We start from the raw sequence: 18,906 nt of genomic DNA on the forward strand, positions 1-18,906 counted from the left end.
GAAAATAAATTATTTTCTTATAGCTTCAAGGATTAATCCGCAATTTAAATCAAAAAGGATTTGTATATATATGGTGAATTTAAGTTGTGAGGAGGTACTGAAATGTAAAAAGAAGCGAAAGAGAATTATTGACAATTATTAGAAAAGTAATATAATCAAAATGTAAGTGATCACTTGCATGAGGAAGAGAGGGTTTTATGGCGCGCTCAAAGACAGCAGAAAAAATCATTCAAGCGGCAATTGAATTAGTGAAAGAAAAAGGATATACGGCAGCAACGACGAAAGAAATTGCAATGCGTGCTGGTGTTAATGAAGTAACGATATTCCGTAATTTTAAAAGTAAGAAGGGTGTTATTGAAGCGGCGGTTGCTGAATTTTCATATATACCGCATTTAAAACAATTTTTGCAAACAGAAATTGTGTGGGAATTAGAAACTGATTTAAAGAACTTAGCAAGGCATTATCATAAATTTTTAAATAGCATAAAAGATATTATTTCTATCGGTATACGTGAGGCGAGAGAATTTCCTGAATTAGATGAGGAAATCTCGAAAATTCCAAAAGGATTAAAAGAGGAATTAATAATTTATTTTGCCAAGATGCAGGAACAGGGCAAGATTATTCATACAAATATTGAAGCGCAAGTAATGAATTTTATATGGATTAATTTTGGTTACTTTCTATCTAAATTGCGTTTTGAAAACCGACTTATGGAAATTGATGATGAGAAATTTATTGAGAATAATATAGTTTTATATGCTAGGGCTTTAAGACCCTAGTATTTATTTAAAATAAAATGCAAGCAAGTACTTACTTGCTATATAGGAGAGCGGGAAGATGGATACATTAAAACAGTTTTTAAAACGACCAGGTACTTATGTAGGGATGGTAGTAGCGCTATCGTTCCAACTTATTTTCTTTTGTGTTTGGTTAACGGCGTATGATGGAGTGAATGAAAGAGCAGATCAAATGCGTATCGCTATTGTGAATGGGGATGGAAATATAGGCAGTAAAATAGCAGAAGGCTTGCAGAGAAATTTACCATTTAAGGTGAAAACGGAACAGTCTGTGGAAAAAGCAAATAAAGAAATGAATGATCATTTGTACGATATGATTATTGAAATTCCTACTTCTTTTTCAAAAGATATAAATGAAACAGGAAAAGCAAATTTAAACTTCCACATTAATCAAGCGAATGCCATGATGGCAAAGCAAATGATGGAAGGAGCTGCAAAACAAATTCGAGACAATGTAAATAAAGAGATAACAAGTTATAAGAAACAAGCGATTGTCGGGAAATTACAAGCTGTAGGACCTGAGAATGTAGAAGTGATAAAAGGGTTAACCGAAGATTCAATTGGTTTTACAGTTCATAAAGTAAATGATGTCAAAGGATTTTCGGCTAACATGGTACCACTAATGATGGTATTAGCTTCATTTGTAGGAGCAATGATCATGAGTATGGAACTATCAAAAGTTGCAAAGGAAGTAAAGAACGGTTGGAGTAATTTCGTATCAAGACAAATCATTAACGGTACAGTATCAATTTTACTTGCATGTATTACAATGGGTTTAATGAAAGGATTTCAAATTGAAATACACGAAGCAGTATGGAGCATATGGGTGTTTCAAGCGATAGTTTTCTTTGCCTTTCTTTCATTAACACAAATGTTCATAACTGTTTTCGGAAATGCAGGTATGATCTTTAATATAATTTCACTATCGCTACAACTTGTAAGTTCGGGTGTAATTGTACCACATGAGATGCTTTCTAAAACATATCAAACAATCGGCGATTTATTTCCCGCAACATACGCAGCGAATGGTTATTATACAATAATATTCGGCGGAGTTAATTTAGAGAAAAATATTATTTCATTATTGTTTATTATTTTAGTTACACAATTGGTAGCGGGAATCGCTATAGTTATAAAAAGAATGGTAAAGGGGAGAAGTTCTATAGTTAAAGAAGTATAAAATAAAAAAGGTATCCTTCAATTGGATACCTTTTTTATGGTACTTATTATTTTGCAACTTCTGTCCACTTGTAGTTAAATTCACCGCCGAAGTCAGTTGTTACAAGTCCTTTAATAAATCCACGTTGTAAGTAAGAGCGACCTTGTTGGTATAAAGGAGCAACAGCACCATCTTGTAATAAGATTTTTTCAGCTTGCTTCATTGCTTCCCAGCGACCTTTTTCATCACCAGCTAAATCAGTTTTTACTTTACGAATAAGCTCGTCGTACTCTTTGTTAGAGTATTTATCGAAGTTATAAGCACTATCTGTTGTAAATAGATCTAAGAATGTAATAGGATCCGCGAAGTCAGGACCCCAGCCATCGATTCCGATTTCGTAATCACCACTTAATAGTAGTTTTAACTGTTGTTTACGTGGTTGAGGTTTTAAATTCACTGTTAATCCATCTAGATTTTTTTCCAATTCACCTTTTAAATATTCACCAGTTTTCTTAGCTAAAGCATTATCACTTGTTAATAGTTCAATTGTTACTTTGTCAGTACCGAGTTCTTGTTTCGCTTTTTTCCAGTTTTCTTTTGCAGATTTCACATCATCTTTGACTAGATTTCCATTCTCTTTACGGAAGTCATTGCCATCTGGGCTCTTTGCGAACTTCGCAGGAACCATTCCTTCTGCTGGGATTGCACCGTTATTTAAAATTGTTTCTACGTACGCTTTTTTATTCATTGCTCCGTTAATAGCGAGGCGTGCATGTTGATTTTTTAATACTGCATTTTTCTGATTTAGTCGTAAGAATTGAATACCGACTTCAGCGCGCTCTTTGAAGTTTGAATCGCCCTTATATTTATCAACAAACTCTGCAGTTAAAGCAACATGATCAATTTGTCCTGAATCATATAAGTTAACTTCTGTAGACTTATCTTTCACGACATTGAAGTTAATTTCTTCTAATTTTACAGTTTTAGCATCCCAATAGTTAGGGTTCTTTTTCAATTGGAATCCTTGTTCATGCTTCCAGTTATCTAATGTGAAAGCGCCATTGTAAATTAAATGATTTGTTTCTAAACCGTATTTATCACCTTGAGACTTTAAATACTCTTCGTTAATTGGTAAGAATGTTGAAAATGTCGTTAAGCTTAAGAAGTAGGGAACAGGACGGTCCAGTTGCACTTCTAAAGTTTTATCATCAAGAGCTTTGATACCTAATTGATCGATCGCTGCTTCTTTTTGATTTATTTGTTTTGCATTCTTTATATCGAAGAATAAGAATGCATATTCGGCAGCTGTTTCAGGATTTACGGCACGTTGCCAAGCGAAGACAAAGTCTTTTGCTGTAACGGGAGTACCGTTTGACCACTTCGAATCACGAAGATGGAATGTATATTTTGTTTTATCGGGACTAACGTCAACCGATTCAGCGACACCAGGAATAGGTTTATTATCTTCTCCCATTGCATATAAACCTTCAAAAACATTTCTCATTACGTTCATGGATTCCCCGTCCGTTGCCTTTGCAACATCCATTGTTGGAATTTCTGAAGCAAATGATAAGTTAATCGCTTGTTTATTAGGTGCTTTATCATTTGCTTTCGCTCCGCTCGTATTATCTTTATTTCCTCCACAAGCAGTTAGTAGTAGACTTGCCCCTAAAACAGATGCAACAACAGGTACAACTTTTTTCTTCATTGTTCTTTCCTCCCTAAATGTGTTGTTCGTAACGTCATAATGTCCATGTCTTGAAGCGTAGCTATAGAAGAAGAGAAAACCTATTATAAATATGTGTATGTAGGTAATCATGTGTTCTATATGTATATACATGTTGAACTATAATCTATCGTTATATGTTTCAACATAGTAGACATTATATTTTGGTGGTGAAATATTTAGTTTCTTTGATTATTTAGAATATTAACACTGGAAAGAACTATATGTCAATAATAAAAATAGAGTGTTAATTTTTTGAAATAATATATTAAAAAAGTAGATTCACTCATATTAAGGAATCTACTTTTAATATATTTTGCCAAGAAAACAATGGGAGTTGGCGGAAACACGATGATTAAAGTTTCACTTTATTTTTCAATTTTTGCCCATTTGAAGTTTAATTGACCAGCAAAGTCTACTTGCACAATACCCTTTACAAAGGATCGCTCTAAATAAGATTCGCCTTTTTGGTAAAGAGGAGCGATAACAGAGTCTTTAAACAATATTTTTTCTGATGCTAGTAACGCTTCCCAGCGAGCTTTTTCATCACCAGCCAAGGTAGTTTTAACCTTTTCAATTGTGTCATCAAACTCTTTATTAGAGTAATGATCTAAGTTGTAAGGGTTATTCGTTGTAAACAATTCAAGGAATGTGATTGGATCAGCAAAGTCAGGGCTCCAACCGTCAATTCCAATTTCGTAGTCACCTTTTAATAAGAGTGAAACTTGTTGCTTACGCGGTTGTGGTTTTATATTTACTGTTAAGCCTTCTAAATTCTTTTCTAGTTGTCCTTTTAAGAACTCACCGGTTTTCTTCTCAAGGTCACCGTCACTTGTTAATAATTCTAATGTTATCTTTTCAGAACCAAGTTCTTTTTTTGCTTTTTTCCATAATTCTTGTGCAGCTTTTGTATCAACTTTTGTTAAATCGCCGTTTACAGCACGGAAGTCTTTTCCGTCAGATCCCTTTGCAAAGTTTTTTGGTACGAGACCGTAAGTTGGTGTAGATCCATCATTTAATAGCGTATTTACAAAGGATTTTCTATCGATTGTTTGATCGATTGCTTGGCGTGCAGAAACGTTTTGAAGTACTTTGTTTTGTTGATTCATACGCAAAAATTGTACGCCTACGTTCGGACGTTCTTTAAAGTTAGCATCTTTTTTATATTTATCAACGAAGTCAGATGTTAGTTTTATACGGTCTAATTGTTTAGATTCGAATAAATTTACTTCTGTTGATTTTTCTTTTACGACGTTAAAATTAATTTCTTCCAGTTTGACATTATCTTTATCCCAATAGGTAGGGTTTTTCTTAAATTTAAAGCTTTGTTCGTGCTTCCAATCGCTTAGTGTAAAAGCCCCGTTGTACAAAATTGTATTATCTTCTAAAGCGTACTTATCACCTTGTGCTTTAAAGAATTCTTCGTTAATGGGTAGAAATGTTGGGAACGCTGTTAAGCTAATAAAGTACGGAACAGGACGCTCTAATTCTACTTCAAACGTATGGTCGTCAACTGCTTTTACACCAAGTTGGTCGGCTGGAAGTTCTTTGTTGTTAATCTTTGTTGCGTTTTTAATATCAAAGAATAAAAATGCATATTCAGAGGCTGTTGCTGGGTCGACAGCTCTTTGCCAAGCGAAGACAAAATCTTTCGCTGTAACAGGAGTACCGTTTGACCATCTTGAATCTCGTAAATGGAATGTGTATTTCGTTTTATCACCACTTACTTCATGAGATTTTGCAACACCAGGAACAGGTTTATTACCTTCACCAAGATTATACAAACCTTCAAATACATTTCTCATTACTTGACCAGAATCAGTATCTGTAGCACGAGCTGTATCCATTGTTCGAATCTCAGTAGGTGAAGATAAGTTTAAAACTTGCTTACTAGGTGCCTCATCTTTTGCATTTGCTCCACTCGCTTCGTTTTTATAACTACCACAACCAGTTAATAAAATACTTACTCCTACAACTGATGCAATACCGGGTACAAACTTCTTTTTCATTTGATTTTCCTCCTAGATAATTAATAAGATTGGATGATGATGAGGGAAATGAAAAATAAAAAATCCCTCTTTTCGGATTGAGAAAGAGGGATTTTTACGTACAAGTTATGCACCCGTATATAAACGAAGTCCCTCATTCTATCTTTCAAGCATAAAGCTTGCAGGAAGTGGCACAGTATTCAAAATGAACCTGCTGCCGAGGTTTCAAAGGGCCAGTCCCTCCACCTCTCTTGATACAATGAGTAAACGAATAAATTTTATTAATTTTTGTGTTTCTTTGATAATTCAAAATCTTACACCTTAGATAATGAAGTGTCAATCAAATGAAATATAGTTTAAATTTTCAGTTTTTTAAAAATAAAAAAACCACTGCATATGGCAGTGGTTTTCCTACTAGAAGTTAAAGTTATCTGGATCTGGACCGACGCGATGATTTTCATTTAAAGCTTGAATTGCTTTCATATCATCCGAGCTTAATTCAAAGTCGAAGATGTTTGCATTTTCAATAATGCGGTGTTCTTTAATTGATTTAGGAATCGTTACAACTTCGTTTTGTAAATCCCAGCGTAAAATAACTTGTGCAGTCGATTTATTATATTTTGTAGCGATTTCTTGTAATGTTGGATTATCCAGTAGTTGCCCTTGCATTAATGGTGACCAAGCTTCAAGCTGGACGTTATGTTCTCTACAGAAAGCATGTAATTCTTCTTGTGCTAAGCGAGGGTGGTATTCCACTTGGTTGACCATTGGCTTGATTTCAGCAATTTCAAATACGTCTTGCAAGTGGTGAATGTTGAAATTACTCACACCAATAGCGCGCACACGACCGTCTTTATAAAGTTTCTCTAAAGCTTTCCATGATTCAGTGTATTTTCCTTTTACAGGCCAATGTACTAAGTATAGATCTAAATATTCTAGACCTAATTTTTCTAATGTAGTTTCAAATGCTTGTAATGTTGACTCGTAACCTTGATCACTATTCCACACTTTTGAAGTGATGAATAACTCTTCACGAGGAATACCAGATTCTTGAATTGCCTGTCCAACGCCTTCTTCGTTTTTATATATCGCAGCAGTATCGATACTACGGTATCCATTTTTTATAGCTGCTTTTACAGAATCAATTACTTCTGTACCATCTGCAACTTTAAAAACACCCAAGCCGAACCAAGGCATTTTCACGCCGTTATGTAATGTTGTATAGTCGTTTAAACTTGTTAAAGTCATATTAATTCCCCCTAGCTTTTTTATTGGTCGCTTCAACTGCTTGTTGAATGACTTCTGAAAAATTATTTTCATATAGAACTTTTAAGCCTTCAGCCGTTGAACCTCCTGGTGTTGTTACTTGCTCGCGGAGCATAGCTGGATCCTGATTTTGCTGGAGCATAGCGGCAGAGCCAGCAATCATTTGAATGACAAGGTGTTTTGCTGTTTCCTCATCAATACCATAGCTTTTCGTTGCTTCAATTAAACCTTCAGCAAAGTGATAGAGAAAAGCAGGTGCACTACCAGTAACTGCGGTAAGTTGGTGAACTTCCTCTTCGGTACAAAACTGTGAGGTACCAATACCTTTTAAAAGAAGTTGTAACGTTTCTTGATGTGTTTCATCTACAGAATGTCCCGTCGTATATAAGGAGATAGACTTGCCAATTCCAGCAGCTGTATTTGGCATAATCCAAGCAACAGGTGTCCCTTGGGGAAGTCTTTCTTCTAGATAAGATGGTCCGATTCCGGCAGCAACTGTCACGACAAATTGATTAGTTAGAAGAGGGGATAGATCCGCTAATAGCTGTTCATGTGCGACAGGTGGCATTGCTAAAACGATTGTATCTACAGATTTAATATGCTGCTTCCAATCAGTTGTAATCGATAGATCATATTGAGCTTGTAATTGCATTAGTTTTTCTATGTTGCTTCGGTTGGAAACAATAATTTCTTCGATATATTCTTTACTTGTTGTAAGTAGTCCAGTAAATATAGCTTCTGCCATACGACCGGCACCAATAAATAAAATTCGATGTTTATTAGGCATATCCTTTATTCCTTTCTAGTAGAGATATGTTATAAAAAAACGATATCATCTTTAAGAGAATTTTGTAAAAAGAAAAGACTTACCGTAGGTGGAATGGATAACGGGGGTCAGAAAATTCATGGTAAAGGGGAGAGCTATTCCTTATACTGGTGATAGGTAATTTATTACACATCTGGGGAGAGATAATCATGGTTAGAAGTCCACTTTTTTTACTCAGTTCTAGTATAATTTGCGTATTGGTTGGATTGTATATTCAATCGAGTTATATTGAAATTTTTGCATCGATTATGGGGATTATTAATGTTTGGTTATTAGCAAGAGAAAAAATATCTAACTTTTTATTTGGCATGATTACTGTTGCGGTATTTCTGTATATTTTTATTGCACAAGGTTTATATGCAATGGCGGTATTGGCAGCCTTTCAATTTATATTTAATGTATATGGTTGGTATTATTGGATTGCACGTAGTGGGGAGGGAGAGGTAAAAGCAACAGTTCGTTTAGATTTGAAAGAGTGGACTTTTTATATAATTTTTATTTTAGTTGCTTGGATTGGTTGGGGTTATTATCAAGTCCGTTATTTAGAATCAACAAGTCCATATTTAGACGCTTTAAATGCTGTATTAGGATTAGTAGCTCAATTTATGCTAAGTCGAAAAATCTTAGAAAACTGGCATTTATGGATTTTATATAACGTAGTTAGTATTGTAATTTATATTTCCACTGGTTTATATGTCATGCTAATACTAGCTGTTATTAATCTCTTTATATGTGTAGCTGGTTTGCTAGAGTGGAAGAAGAACTATAAAGGACAAGTGCATGTAAATAATTATATTTAGAAAATAATTAAAATCAAAAAACCCCTGAGGCACATATGCCCCAGGGTTTTTTTAATAGAATATAAGTTTATGCTTTTGTTAGACCGAGTAATATAGCGCCGCCGATAATTAAAACACTACCTAGTGCAATAAAGATCAATTGACGTTTTGTTTTCTTTTCACCTAAGAAGACAATCGCACCGAATGTTGAGATAACGATTCCAGTTTGAGATAATGGGAAGCTTGTCGCTACTCCGACACGTGGTAATGAAAGAAGTAAGAATAAGTTTCCTGTTCCCCAAAGTAAACCAGATACAGCATTACGAATTGCATATTTGTTAAATGGTTTATGTTTAGACGTCAGTACAACCGCACCAACGAACATACCAACTGCCTGTGGTAAAATAGCAGACCAACCATCGATGTTATACCAACGAATAATAATTACATATACAAGATAGCCGAAAGTAGAAACAATTAAAGTAAGAAGTCCTTTTTTCAATTGTCCTGGTGGCTGTGCATTTTCTTTATCGTCTAATGATGTGAATACAACACCAATTACGATTAATAGGATTGCAATCGTTCCCATAACGATCGTTGTTGTAGTAGTCCACTCGCGGAAAGCGATAACTCCAAAGATAGAAGTTGCAACAAGTTGCATACCAGTAGAAATCGTTACAGTAGTTGAAACACCTAGTTTTTCAACTGTTTTTAATTGGTTTACTTGTCCTAAAGCCCAGAATAAACCTGAAATAAAACCAACAATCAAGATTGTCATTGTTAAAGCTGGTTGAGTAAATACATACATAACTGTTGCGAAGAATAGAGCACCGATTGTCATACCTACCGTTTGGCTATATGCACCACCGCCCATTTTTACGCTTACTAATAAGATGTTTCCCCATGCAATTGCAGGAAGAAGCGCTAATAAAATGTCCATTACAAGACTCCCTTCGGGTTGCTATACCAATATAATTACATATCGTTCTAACGATCGGTAATGCCCCACTAATAGAGTAGAAGATTACCGATCGCTAAAACAGGATGAAGAATTCACGATATAAATGCGTTTTCATTTCTTCATTTTTTCAAACACCTCCATATAATAACAGGAAATTACCTATTTTAGAAAGTAAATTCAAATAGAATGTATATTTTAATAAAAGGTAAAATTCAGTCACTTTATATAGTATATTTTATTTCCTGAGAAATAAAAAAGCAGCTTTTGTCGAAAGCTGCTTTAAGAGTTAGTAATTCTTTTATTAATGAGCTGAATACATAGGAGAAATACGAGTGACATACTGATAGTGATAATTACAAGTGTCCAAGCGAGTTGCATATTACTTGCATCAATGGCCATATAAATTGCTGTTGGGATTGTCTGTGTTTTACCTGGAATATTCCCAGCAAACATGAGTGTAGCACCAAATTCTCCTAGTGCACGAACAAAGCTTAAAATCATACCGCTTAGTAATGCAGGAAATGCAAGCGGTAGTGTGACGTGTAGAAAAACTTGATATTCACTGGCGCCAAGATCGCGAGCACCCTCTTCAATTTGTGCATTTGCGATAGAAAATCCTGTTTTCGCTGATTGATACATGAGCGGAAATGCGACAACTGTAGAAGCAATGATAGCAGCAGTAGATGTAAACATAATGGACTGCTGAAATAACGATTCTATCCACTTTCCAATGGGGCTGTTATTTCCAAAAATAATAATGAGAAAAAAGCCGATAACAGTTGGTGGAAGTACCATTGGTAATAAAAAAATAGTTTCTAATATTACTTTATATCGCCATGAGGAGCGTGCTAGCGCTCGCCCGATAATCGTTCCTAAAATTGTAACGATAATAGTGGCGCATGCAGCTACTTGTAAGGATAGAAAGACTGGTGACAAAATAGCATCAAAGTTCATAGCAATTATGATAGGACAGTAAATCCGTATTTCTTAAAGATAGATTGCGCATCTTTTGATTGTAAATACTCATAGAATGAAGTCGCCTCTTTCTTATGCTTTGATTCTTTTATAACGCCTACAGGATAGTGGATTGGCTCATGAGAAGTAGCTGCTGCCGTCTCGCCAATTTTTACTTTGTCTGAAATGAGAGCATCTGTTTTGTATACAATACCAGCATCGACATTACCTGTTTCTACATATGTTAACACTTGGCGAACATCTTTTGTAAATACGATTTTGTTTTGAATATAATTCCAAAGATTTTCATGTGTGAGAGAAGCTTTTGCATATTTTCCTGCAGGTACAGATTCAGGTGTACCAAGTGCAATTTTCTTGATTTTTTCATTTTTTAAATCTTGAAATTTTGTAAGAGAACTATCTTTTGGAACGACTAGAACTAGTTCATTCCCAAGAAGATTTTTTCCTTCTTTTTCATTAATGAATCCTTTTTTAACAAGAGTTTGGAATTTATCCTCTGCTGCAGAGAAGAATAAATCAGCAGGTGCACCTTGTTCGATTTGTTGTTGAAGTGCACCAGAAGCACCGAAGTTAAAAGAGAGTTTAATATTAGGATCTTTCTCTTTATATTGTTTTTCAATTTCTTTTAATGCATCTTGTAAGCTAGCAGCAGCTGAGATAGTCAGTTCGACTGTTTGTCCCTCTTTAGCAGCTGACTTTTCTTTCTTTTCCCCACTTGTACAAGCAGCACTAAATATAAGAAGGAAAGAAAGTATAAGTGCCCCGATGGATCGTGATGTGAATTTGTTCATAAAAAAATCCCCTTTCGTTTTGACATATTCAATTATAACTAATTATAACTAAATATAACTAGTTATAATTGAATATAATTTAAACGATTGAGTTGTTTTTAAAAAATAGGAGAAATATTCTTTTCTTTGTTACAATGAAGGAAGAAAGTGAGGAATCGTCTATGGATCATCATTCCTACACAACGGAAGAAGTAGCAAAGCGATTAAAAGTATCAAAATTAACTGTATACGACTTAATAAAAAAAGGAGAACTGCCTTCTTATAGAGTTGGTAGACAGATGCGTATTGATGCAACGGATTTAGAACAATATATAAAGCAAATGAAAACAGGGAAGGTACAAGTTAATTCTGTAAAGAAGGACGAAAATAGTACCTCGAATACACGCATCATTAGTGGTCAAGAACTAACGTTAGATATGTTGGCAAAACATATAGAAAATCGTTTACCCAATTCTAATATATTAAGAGCATATCAAGGAAGTTTAACGAGTTTAGTGAAGATGTACCAGGGAGAAGGAAGTATCGTTAGTCTGCATTTGTTTGATGGCGAAACGGGTACGTATAATATTCCTTACGTAAAGCGTATTTTAGTTGGACAACCATGTATTATGATTAATTTATTGGCAAGAAATGTTGGGTTTTATGTGCAAAAAGGGAACCCGAAAGGAATAAAAACGTGGGCTGATATAGCCCAATCCTCTATAAAATTTGTGAATCGAGAAAAAGGCTCTGGTATTAGGGTGCTAGTCGATGAACAATTACGAATTCAAAAGTTAAATAAAGAACATATTAGTGGATATGAATGGGAAGAATCAAATCATCTTGGTGTTGCTTCACAAGTTGCGAACGGAAAAGCTGATGTTGGAGTAGGGTCAGAAAAGGTTTCGCAAATTGTAAATGTAGACTTTATTCCGATAATGAAAGAACAGTATGATTTAGTAATTTTGAAGAATAAAGAAAACGAAGAGCTTATTGAAGTTATGAAAGACATTCTGCAATCGGAAGAATTTCATAATGAGTTAAAAGCGATTGGCGGATACGATATTACGAAAACAGGCCAAATTATATATGAAACAAACTAAAAAGCTGCTTGTCTATAAGACGAGCAGCTTTTTCTATATATAAAGGGGTTTGGGGAAACGAATTGTTAAACAAGACTTTGAGCGAGTGCGTAAATGAAAGCTGTAAGAAGAGTCGCTCCACTTGCAAGTCCGATAAAGTCTGATTTGTTGAAAGTAATGTTGTTCATTATAATCTCTCCTTATTTGTTTAATGTAGTTGCAACTGCTTTTGCATCGACAAGTGCGGATAGCACCATGCCCATTGTATTTAAAAATTTGTTTGATTCCATTTTGTTCATCATGCGTATCCGCTCCTTTTCGAATTGTTGTTGCCCTGGTTTATGTCTTAATTATATGAAATATAGCCGCCTGCAACTATCGAATTAGCTTACGGAAGACTTACACTTTTGTAAGAAAAAAAGACATTCGTGTAAGAATGTCCTTCAAAGCATGTTGATATGATGATGCTCTTCAATTGTTTTTAAAAAGCTACGCATTGAATTCGTCATATAGCTATCTTTACGGCGTATGAAAACCGTTGAAATACTACCATATTTTTCAGGGATTGCATGACAATGTACCTTACCAGCTTTAGAAAGATGGTGGACAGCAGACTGTGGTACGAGTGTAATTCCAAGGCCGAGTGCAACACTGTTTAATATTGTTTCTAATATGTTGAATTCCATAATTCTTTTTGGTAGCAAACCTTCATCTTTAAGCCATCGTTCTAGCTTGGAACGGTATCCGCATCCTTGATTAAAAACGAGTAGGGGCGTCGTAGTAAATTCTTCTATATGAAAAGCTTTATTTTGTGTAACAAGCATTAATTTTTCGGTACTAACATCGTATTGTTCAATTAGTGGGTGTTTTATTGGTCCTGATATAAATGCACCATCTAATTGGTGATCGATTACTTCTCTAATAAGTTCTTCTGTTAGACCAGCTTGTAATGATAGATCGACATTTGGATAGCTCTTATAGTAAGAAGACAAAATGGTCGGCAATGTGCTTACTGTTTCGACTGTACCAATTTTTAATATACCGGATGGTGTTTCGCTATCTAAAAACACTTGTTTTAGCTCTTCAACATCTTGCAAAATTTTATTAACATAGACGAGCATTTTTCTACCTTCAGCTGTTAAAGTCATGCCTCGTTTATGACGGTAAAAGAGCAGTGTTTTTAATTCGTTTTCTAACTGTTTAATACGTGCTGTTACATTTGATTGTACGTAATTTAACTCTTTTGCTGCGCCGCTTACACTACCACGGTCGGCAACGCTTTGGAAGATTTGTAAGTCTCGTAATTCCATTTTATGCTCCCCCTTGATGTTAACTATCATTATAAATGATAGTTAACATCATTTTGAATCATTTTACGTGATATATTTTTTCTTTTACAATTCTCTTTGTGCAAATAGAAAGAAGTGGGGGATTGCGGTGAGAAGAAGTCAAATGATAATAAGTGCGTTGGCATGTTTAATTGCAAGTATGTCATGGGGAGCAATGTTTCCTGTTGCTGATCATGCACTAGAATACATAGATCCATTTTATTTTTCACTTATTCGCTATGGAGCGGTAGCAATAGTGCTGATTGTATTATTGTTAATGAAAGAAGGAAAGAAAGCATTTCGTTTAGAAGGAAGAGGGAAGTTACTCGTCTTTTTTGGAACGATGGCGTTTACCGTATATAATGTATTAATTTTTCTAGGGCAAATGTTAATGGGAAAATCAGGTGTAATGGTAGCTTCTATTATGGAGGCGCTTATGCCGATGATTTCCATTTGTATTCTATGGGGATATAAAAATATAAAACCGAAAAAGTATATGATAACGAGCATGTGTATTGCTTTTGTAGGGGCAGTGTTTGTTATTACGAAAGGTGACATGAGTTTCTTTTTAACATTGAAAGATAACGTGTTTTCACTAGCATTTATATTTGTTGGTGTTGTAGGCTGGGTTATTTATACGATGGGTGGTCAAACATGTAGCGATTGGTCAACATTACGCTATTCTACGTTGACATGTGTATTTGGTACAACTGTCACAGGAATTATAACTGTAATCATTACGTCACTTGGATATGTATCAGTTCCAAGCATGGGAACGATTTCTATTGTGAAATATGATTTGTTATTTATGATGACATTACCAGGTATCGTAGCACTACTTGCTTGGAACTACGGTGTGAAAATCTTATCATCAATTAATGGTATTTTATTTATTAACTTTGTGCCAATTACTACTTTAGTTATTATGATGATGCAAGGGTATAAAATAACAACGTTTGATATTGTAGGAACATTATTTGTTATTGCAGCGCTTATTCGTAATAATGTTTGTCAGAGAAAAGAAGAAAATATAAATAAACAAATTTTACAAGAAAAGCAATTGCGTCAAGCTGTTTAATAGGCAACTGGAGGATTTTATATGTTAGAAAGTTTATTGTTTTTCTTTGCTGCTGGAGTTGCCTGCGAGCTTGCAGCAATTAATCGAAACGGTCGTAAGAATATAAAACAACAAGCTGAACTGATACAGCTTTTAAAAGAATTGAAGGAAAGAAAAAATTAAAAAGACGACCGGGCATAGACGGTCGTCTTTTTCTATATAAAGGGGAAAGGGGACACAAAGTTATGCAAGCGTTGCGGCGCAAATAAAAGTAGTAAGAAGAACCCCGCCGCTAGCTAGGCCTAAAAAATCTAATTTGTTAAAAGTCATGTTATTCATTGTAAATTCTCTTTACTTGTTTAATGTAGAAGCAACAGCTTTTGCATCGATAAGAGCGGAAAATACCATGCCCATTGTATTTAAGAAATTGTTCGTTTTCATTTCGTTCATCATATAGATCCGCTCCTTTTCAAATGTTTGTTGTTACTTTCTGACTTAATTGTATAAGATATTGGGGGAAGTCACTATCGAATTAGCTTACAAGAAAATTACACTTTTGTAAGAATTGAAATTTAACAATAAATACTTATTTTTATTACCAACTCCTAAAACTTAGTGTTATAATCGTTATAAGAAAATGATTATACTTCGGATATTCAGAAAGGAACGAAACAAATGTATAAACCAATTACATTTTCGTTGAAATATATATTTAAAATGGCTGGGAAGGTAGAAGTACAAGGGAGAGAGAAATTACCGGAAGATGGCCCTTACGTTGTTGCGTGTACCCATACAAGTTTTATGGATGTTTTAATGTTAGCGGCAGGAATGTACCCAACCCAAATTCATTACATGGCAAAAAAAGAATTGTTTGAAGGGAAATTTAAAAAATGGTTTTTTAAAAATGTAAATGCATTCCCTGTAGACCGTGCGAATCCAGGGCCAAGCACATTAAAAATTCCATCGCGTTTGTTAAAAGAAGGAAAAGTAGTAGGGATTTTCCCAAGTGGGACGAGATCATCAGAAGACGTTTCGTTAAAAGCTGGGGCTGTTACGATTGCAATGCGTTCTAACGTTCCGTTAATACCGGCCGCTTATGTTGGTCCATCAAGTGTAAAAGAATTGATAAAAGGAAAAAAGGCACGATTGATTTTTGGAGACCCAATTCAAATTGATGCTGAAGAACAAATAGATCGAAAAACGGCTATGAAAATGATGACAGATGAATTAAATGCAAAGTTTGAAGAACTAAAGGAAGTTTTGCAGCCAAATCAAAACTAAAAAAGACGACCGGGCATAGACGGTCGTCTTTTTCTATATAAAGGGGAAAGGGGACACAAAGTTTATATAAGCGTAGCAGCGTAAATAAAAGCAGTAAGAAGAATCGAGCCGCTAGCTAGTCCTAAAAAATCTAATTTGTTAAAAGTGATGTTATTCATAATACATTCTCCTTACTTGTTTAATGTAGAAGCAACAGCTTTTGCATCGATAAGAGCGGAAAATACCATGCCCATTGTATTTAAGAAATTGTTCGTTTTCATTTTGTTCATCATATAGATCCGCTCCTTTTCAAATGTTTGTTGCCCTGTTTCTGACTTAATTGTATGAAATATTACGGAGAGTCACTATCGAATTAGCTTACAAGAAAATTACACTTTTGTAAGAAAAACAAATAAAGGTGTAATGATAAGAAGATTTGACATATGTTCATGGGATTCATTAAGTTAAAAGTAGAGGTGAGTGTATGGCTAATATTAAAGATATCGCAAAAATGGCTGGAGTTTCAGTTACGACTGTTTCGAGGGTGTTAAATGATCATCCATACGTAAGTGAAGAAAAAAGGAAAGTTGTTTTAGAAATAGTTGAGAAATTAAATTACTCACAAAATGCAAATGCGGTTCATTTATCGAAAGGAAAGACGAATATTGTTGGTGTAATTCTGCCTTATATTAATCATCCGAGCTTCGATGCAATGGTAGGTGGAATGATGGAGGTGGCGTTAGCTCATAATTACAGGGTGCTACTTTGCCAAACGAATTACAATAAAAAAGAAGAAATGAAAAGTTTACATATGCTAAAAACAAAACAATTGGACGGTCTTATTATTTGTTCTCGTGCGAATGATTGGGAAATGATCGAACCGTATGCTTCTTACGGCACAATAATTGCTTGTGAAGATAATGATATTTCAAATATCTCAAGTGTATATACAAATCATTCAGCGGCTTTTCAATTAGGAATGAATTATCTTATTGAAAAAAGTTATAAAAAAATCGGTTATTGTACGGGAAGAAAGTTAGGGCCAAGTAGTCAAAAGCGTTTTGATGTTTATAAACAGCAATTGCAATCTATAGATGAAGAAGTTAATGAAGAATGGATTTTTACAGAATGCTTTACATTAGAAGATGGTGTGAGAGTGGCTCATAAGTTAAAGGGAATGCAAGATATCCCTGAAGCATTAATAGTAGCAGGAGATGAAGTTGCGATTGGGATTATGACAGAAGTTGAAAAATTAGGTATTCAAGTTCCTGAGGATTTGGCGATTATTGGCTTTGATAATCAACCCATTTCACAAGTGTTACAGTTGACAACTATTGATCAAAATTTAAAGGAGATAGGTAAAACGGCTTTTGAAATGTTTTATCGACAAGTAAGCGATGAGAATTTTTCTAAACAAGAAAAAGTGGAAATTCCGTATGAACTTGTGGAGCGTTCTACAGTTTAACCGTTATCCGTTATGTGTATAATCGCATAACGGATTATTTTTTGAAATGTCTTTGACAGGAAACGCGTTTCATACTTTATAAATGATTTATACCGGTATGTAATAATCCATGGATTCTTTTCGAGTGTTAAACAATGAATAGAATTTGGGGGAATATGTGTGAATGAACTTTTATCGAGTATGAAAAAATATGTAGAGGATGACGAAAAGATTTTAGCCTTTGTGGTAGGGATATTTGAGAAGGATAATTTTACGCTATGTTATCAATATGGAATTTTTGCTGCCACTACTAGACGTCTCCTTTTTTACGGGAAATTTCCGTACTATCCCGCAACATTTAAAGATTACTCATATTTGCATATAGAGGACATAGATTTCCGTCCATGTTTCGAGTTTACTTGTAATCATGAAACCGTTAGAGCTAAGTATATTCAGAAAGGGAATGTGGAGCAATTTGTTCGTGCAGTTAGAACAAATATGAATAATTAATCACCCCTTTGCTTAAACATAATATCATGGTCATTATGAGAAAGAATGCGTAATAAAAACCACTTCTAAACCTCTAGGAGATAGTGATACAATGTCAAATGGGGGGAGGGATGAACTATGATTAATCAACGTGTGAAGGAAATCGCATTAATTACAATCGGTTCATTACTATTTGCAATTGGTATTAATTACTTCGCGATTCCAAACCGTTTATCAGAAGGTGGAATCATCGGTCTAACGGTTGTTACTTATTATTTATTTGATTGGTCACCAGGAATTGTGAATTTTGGTTTAAATGCAATTTTATTAGCTGTAGGTTATAAATTTTTTGATAAGAAAACGATGGTTTACACAATTATAGGTATTGTGGAAACATCTTTGTTTTTATATGTTACAGAGCACATTCAGTATCAGGTGAATGGTGATACATTACTAGCAGCTTTATTTGCTGGTGTATTTGTAGGTATCGGATTAGGATGTATGTTCAAAGCTGGAGGTACATCAGGAGGATCGGCAATTTTAGCACGGTTAGCAAACCAATATTTAGGTTGGAGCGTTGGTAAAGGTGTGCTTATTATTGATATTGTAGTAATTGCTGGTTCTGTATTTATAATAGGACAAGAAAAGGCAATGTATACACTTGTTGCTGTATTCATCGGAGCGAAAGTTATTGATTTCATTGTAGAAGGAATGGATACAAAAACGGCTGTTACGATTATCTCGAATCAACCAGACTTAATTCGTGAGACCATTACGAAAAACATGACACGCGGTGTCACTGTATTAGAAGGACGCGGCGGATATACTGGTAAAAATAAAGAAGTATTATATGTTGTTATTAATAAACAAGAGCTTGTTAAGTTAAAGCAAGTTATTAGCCGAGTAGATGAAGATGCTTTCGTTGTTATTCACGATGTACGTGATGTACTTGGTGGTGGCTTTAAAGCGAGCTAAAAGGTGAACGAGTAAATTCGTTCG

21 protein-coding genes and 1 riboswitch are annotated in these 18,906 nt (G+C 34.7%); of the genes, 10 read left to right on the forward strand and 11 right to left on the reverse strand.

Going from position 1 to position 18,906, the window contains the following annotated elements; translation table 11 throughout:
* The first annotated feature begins 197 nt into the window (after positions 1-197).
* The gene (locus KPL75_RS15135) at positions 198-779 is read left to right on the forward strand and encodes a TetR/AcrR family transcriptional regulator (protein WP_002151292.1); all 582 of its coding nucleotides are present in this window, start codon (positions 198-200) and stop codon (positions 777-779) included.
* A gap of 58 nt (positions 780-837) precedes the next feature.
* On the forward strand, positions 838-1,977 hold the full coding sequence (locus tag KPL75_RS15140) for a YhgE/Pip domain-containing protein (protein ID WP_219916850.1): 1,140 nt from the start codon (positions 838-840) through the stop codon (positions 1,975-1,977).
* A 46-nt stretch (positions 1,978-2,023) separates the two neighbouring features.
* Here KPL75_RS15140 and KPL75_RS15145 read toward each other — a convergent pair whose 3' ends face one another.
* The 4 genes from KPL75_RS15145 to proC all read right to left on the reverse strand — a co-directional run bounded on the left by KPL75_RS15145 (position 2,024) and on the right by proC (position 7,723).
* The gene (locus tag KPL75_RS15145; protein ID WP_219916851.1) at positions 2,024-3,664 is read right to left on the reverse strand and encodes a peptide ABC transporter substrate-binding protein; all 1,641 of its coding nucleotides are present in this window, start codon (positions 3,662-3,664) and stop codon (positions 2,024-2,026) included.
* 386 nt (positions 3,665-4,050) lie between these two features.
* Positions 4,051-5,691 (reverse strand): peptide ABC transporter substrate-binding protein, encoded by a 1,641-nt coding sequence (locus KPL75_RS15150; protein WP_219916852.1) that lies wholly within the window; start codon positions 5,689-5,691, stop codon positions 4,051-4,053.
* A gap of 135 nt (positions 5,692-5,826) precedes the next feature.
* A riboswitch (SAM riboswitch) is annotated at positions 5,827-5,931 on the reverse strand.
* A 153-nt stretch (positions 5,932-6,084) separates the two neighbouring features.
* Positions 6,085-6,918, reverse strand: a complete 834-nt coding sequence (locus KPL75_RS15155) for an aldo/keto reductase (protein ID WP_219916853.1) — start codon at positions 6,916-6,918, stop codon at positions 6,085-6,087.
* Between the two features lies 1 nt (position 6,919).
* Positions 6,920-7,723, reverse strand: a complete 804-nt coding sequence (proC, locus tag KPL75_RS15160; protein WP_219916854.1) for a pyrroline-5-carboxylate reductase — start codon at positions 7,721-7,723, stop codon at positions 6,920-6,922.
* Between the two features lie 188 nt (positions 7,724-7,911).
* Between proC and pnuC the strand changes: the two genes are divergently transcribed.
* Complete coding sequence (gene pnuC, locus KPL75_RS15165) at positions 7,912-8,562, forward strand: nicotinamide riboside transporter PnuC (RefSeq protein WP_219916855.1); 651 nt, start codon at positions 7,912-7,914, stop codon at positions 8,560-8,562.
* Positions 8,563-8,629: 67 nt separating this feature from the next.
* Here the strand turns inward: pnuC and KPL75_RS15170 are convergent, their stop codons facing one another.
* The 3 genes from KPL75_RS15170 to modA form a co-directional block, all read right to left on the reverse strand.
* Complete coding sequence (locus tag KPL75_RS15170) at positions 8,630-9,481, reverse strand: GRP family sugar transporter (RefSeq protein ID WP_219916856.1); 852 nt, start codon at positions 9,479-9,481, stop codon at positions 8,630-8,632.
* A gap of 300 nt (positions 9,482-9,781) precedes the next feature.
* Positions 9,782-10,456, reverse strand: coding sequence for a molybdate ABC transporter permease subunit (gene modB / locus KPL75_RS15175; protein ID WP_219916857.1), 675 nt, complete (start codon positions 10,454-10,456; stop codon positions 9,782-9,784).
* 5 nt (positions 10,457-10,461) lie between these two features.
* Complete coding sequence (gene modA / locus KPL75_RS15180) at positions 10,462-11,268, reverse strand: molybdate ABC transporter substrate-binding protein (RefSeq protein ID WP_219916858.1); 807 nt, start codon at positions 11,266-11,268, stop codon at positions 10,462-10,464.
* Between the two features lie 134 nt (positions 11,269-11,402).
* On the opposite strand from modA, the gene KPL75_RS15185 reads away from it, so the two are divergent.
* Complete coding sequence (locus KPL75_RS15185) at positions 11,403-12,350, forward strand: substrate-binding domain-containing protein (protein WP_219916859.1); 948 nt, start codon at positions 11,403-11,405, stop codon at positions 12,348-12,350.
* Positions 12,351-12,415: 65 nt separating this feature from the next.
* On the opposite strand, the gene KPL75_RS15190 is transcribed toward KPL75_RS15185, so the two are convergent.
* Positions 12,416-12,517: a DUF3948 family protein gene (locus tag KPL75_RS15190; protein ID WP_088232809.1), complete on the reverse strand. Its 102-nt coding sequence runs from the start codon at positions 12,515-12,517 to the stop codon at positions 12,416-12,418.
* 255 nt (positions 12,518-12,772) lie between these two features.
* Positions 12,773-13,639 (reverse strand): LysR family transcriptional regulator, encoded by an 867-nt coding sequence (locus tag KPL75_RS15195; RefSeq protein ID WP_219916860.1) that lies wholly within the window; start codon positions 13,637-13,639, stop codon positions 12,773-12,775.
* 127 nt (positions 13,640-13,766) lie between these two features.
* On the opposite strand from KPL75_RS15195, the gene KPL75_RS15200 reads away from it, so the two are divergent.
* Complete coding sequence (locus KPL75_RS15200; protein WP_219916861.1) at positions 13,767-14,735, forward strand: DMT family transporter; 969 nt, start codon at positions 13,767-13,769, stop codon at positions 14,733-14,735.
* Between the two features lie 21 nt (positions 14,736-14,756).
* Positions 14,757-14,897 (forward strand): YrzO family protein, encoded by a 141-nt coding sequence (locus KPL75_RS15205; protein ID WP_002151322.1) that lies wholly within the window; start codon positions 14,757-14,759, stop codon positions 14,895-14,897.
* Between the two features lie 60 nt (positions 14,898-14,957).
* Here KPL75_RS15205 and KPL75_RS15210 read toward each other — a convergent pair whose 3' ends face one another.
* The gene (locus KPL75_RS15210) at positions 14,958-15,053 is read right to left on the reverse strand and encodes a DUF3948 family protein (protein ID WP_219916862.1); all 96 of its coding nucleotides are present in this window, start codon (positions 15,051-15,053) and stop codon (positions 14,958-14,960) included.
* 336 nt (positions 15,054-15,389) lie between these two features.
* On the opposite strand from KPL75_RS15210, the gene KPL75_RS15215 reads away from it, so the two are divergent.
* Positions 15,390-15,995, forward strand: a complete 606-nt coding sequence (locus tag KPL75_RS15215; protein ID WP_219916863.1) for a lysophospholipid acyltransferase family protein — start codon at positions 15,390-15,392, stop codon at positions 15,993-15,995.
* A 62-nt stretch (positions 15,996-16,057) separates the two neighbouring features.
* Here KPL75_RS15215 and KPL75_RS15220 read toward each other — a convergent pair whose 3' ends face one another.
* The gene (locus KPL75_RS15220) at positions 16,058-16,153 is read right to left on the reverse strand and encodes a DUF3948 family protein (protein ID WP_078173584.1); all 96 of its coding nucleotides are present in this window, start codon (positions 16,151-16,153) and stop codon (positions 16,058-16,060) included.
* 305 nt (positions 16,154-16,458) lie between these two features.
* Between KPL75_RS15220 and KPL75_RS15225 the strand changes: the two genes are divergently transcribed.
* From KPL75_RS15225 to KPL75_RS15235, 3 genes are all read left to right on the forward strand, one after another.
* A complete protein-coding gene (locus tag KPL75_RS15225; protein ID WP_219916864.1) occupies positions 16,459-17,439 on the forward strand; it encodes a LacI family DNA-binding transcriptional regulator in 981 nt (326 codons plus the stop codon).
* 159 nt (positions 17,440-17,598) lie between these two features.
* Positions 17,599-17,928: a PH domain-containing protein gene (locus KPL75_RS15230; protein ID WP_219916865.1), complete on the forward strand. Its 330-nt coding sequence runs from the start codon at positions 17,599-17,601 to the stop codon at positions 17,926-17,928.
* 117 nt (positions 17,929-18,045) lie between these two features.
* Positions 18,046-18,882 carry a YitT family protein gene (locus tag KPL75_RS15235; protein WP_219916866.1) on the forward strand — a complete coding sequence of 279 codons (837 nt, stop codon included), beginning with the start codon at positions 18,046-18,048 and terminating at the stop codon, positions 18,880-18,882.
* Positions 18,883-18,906: the final 24 nt, after the last annotated feature.

The sequence above is a fragment of the Bacillus sp. NP247 genome, from assembly GCF_018966865.1.
Classification (GTDB): domain Bacteria; phylum Bacillota; class Bacilli; order Bacillales; family Bacillaceae_G; genus Bacillus_A.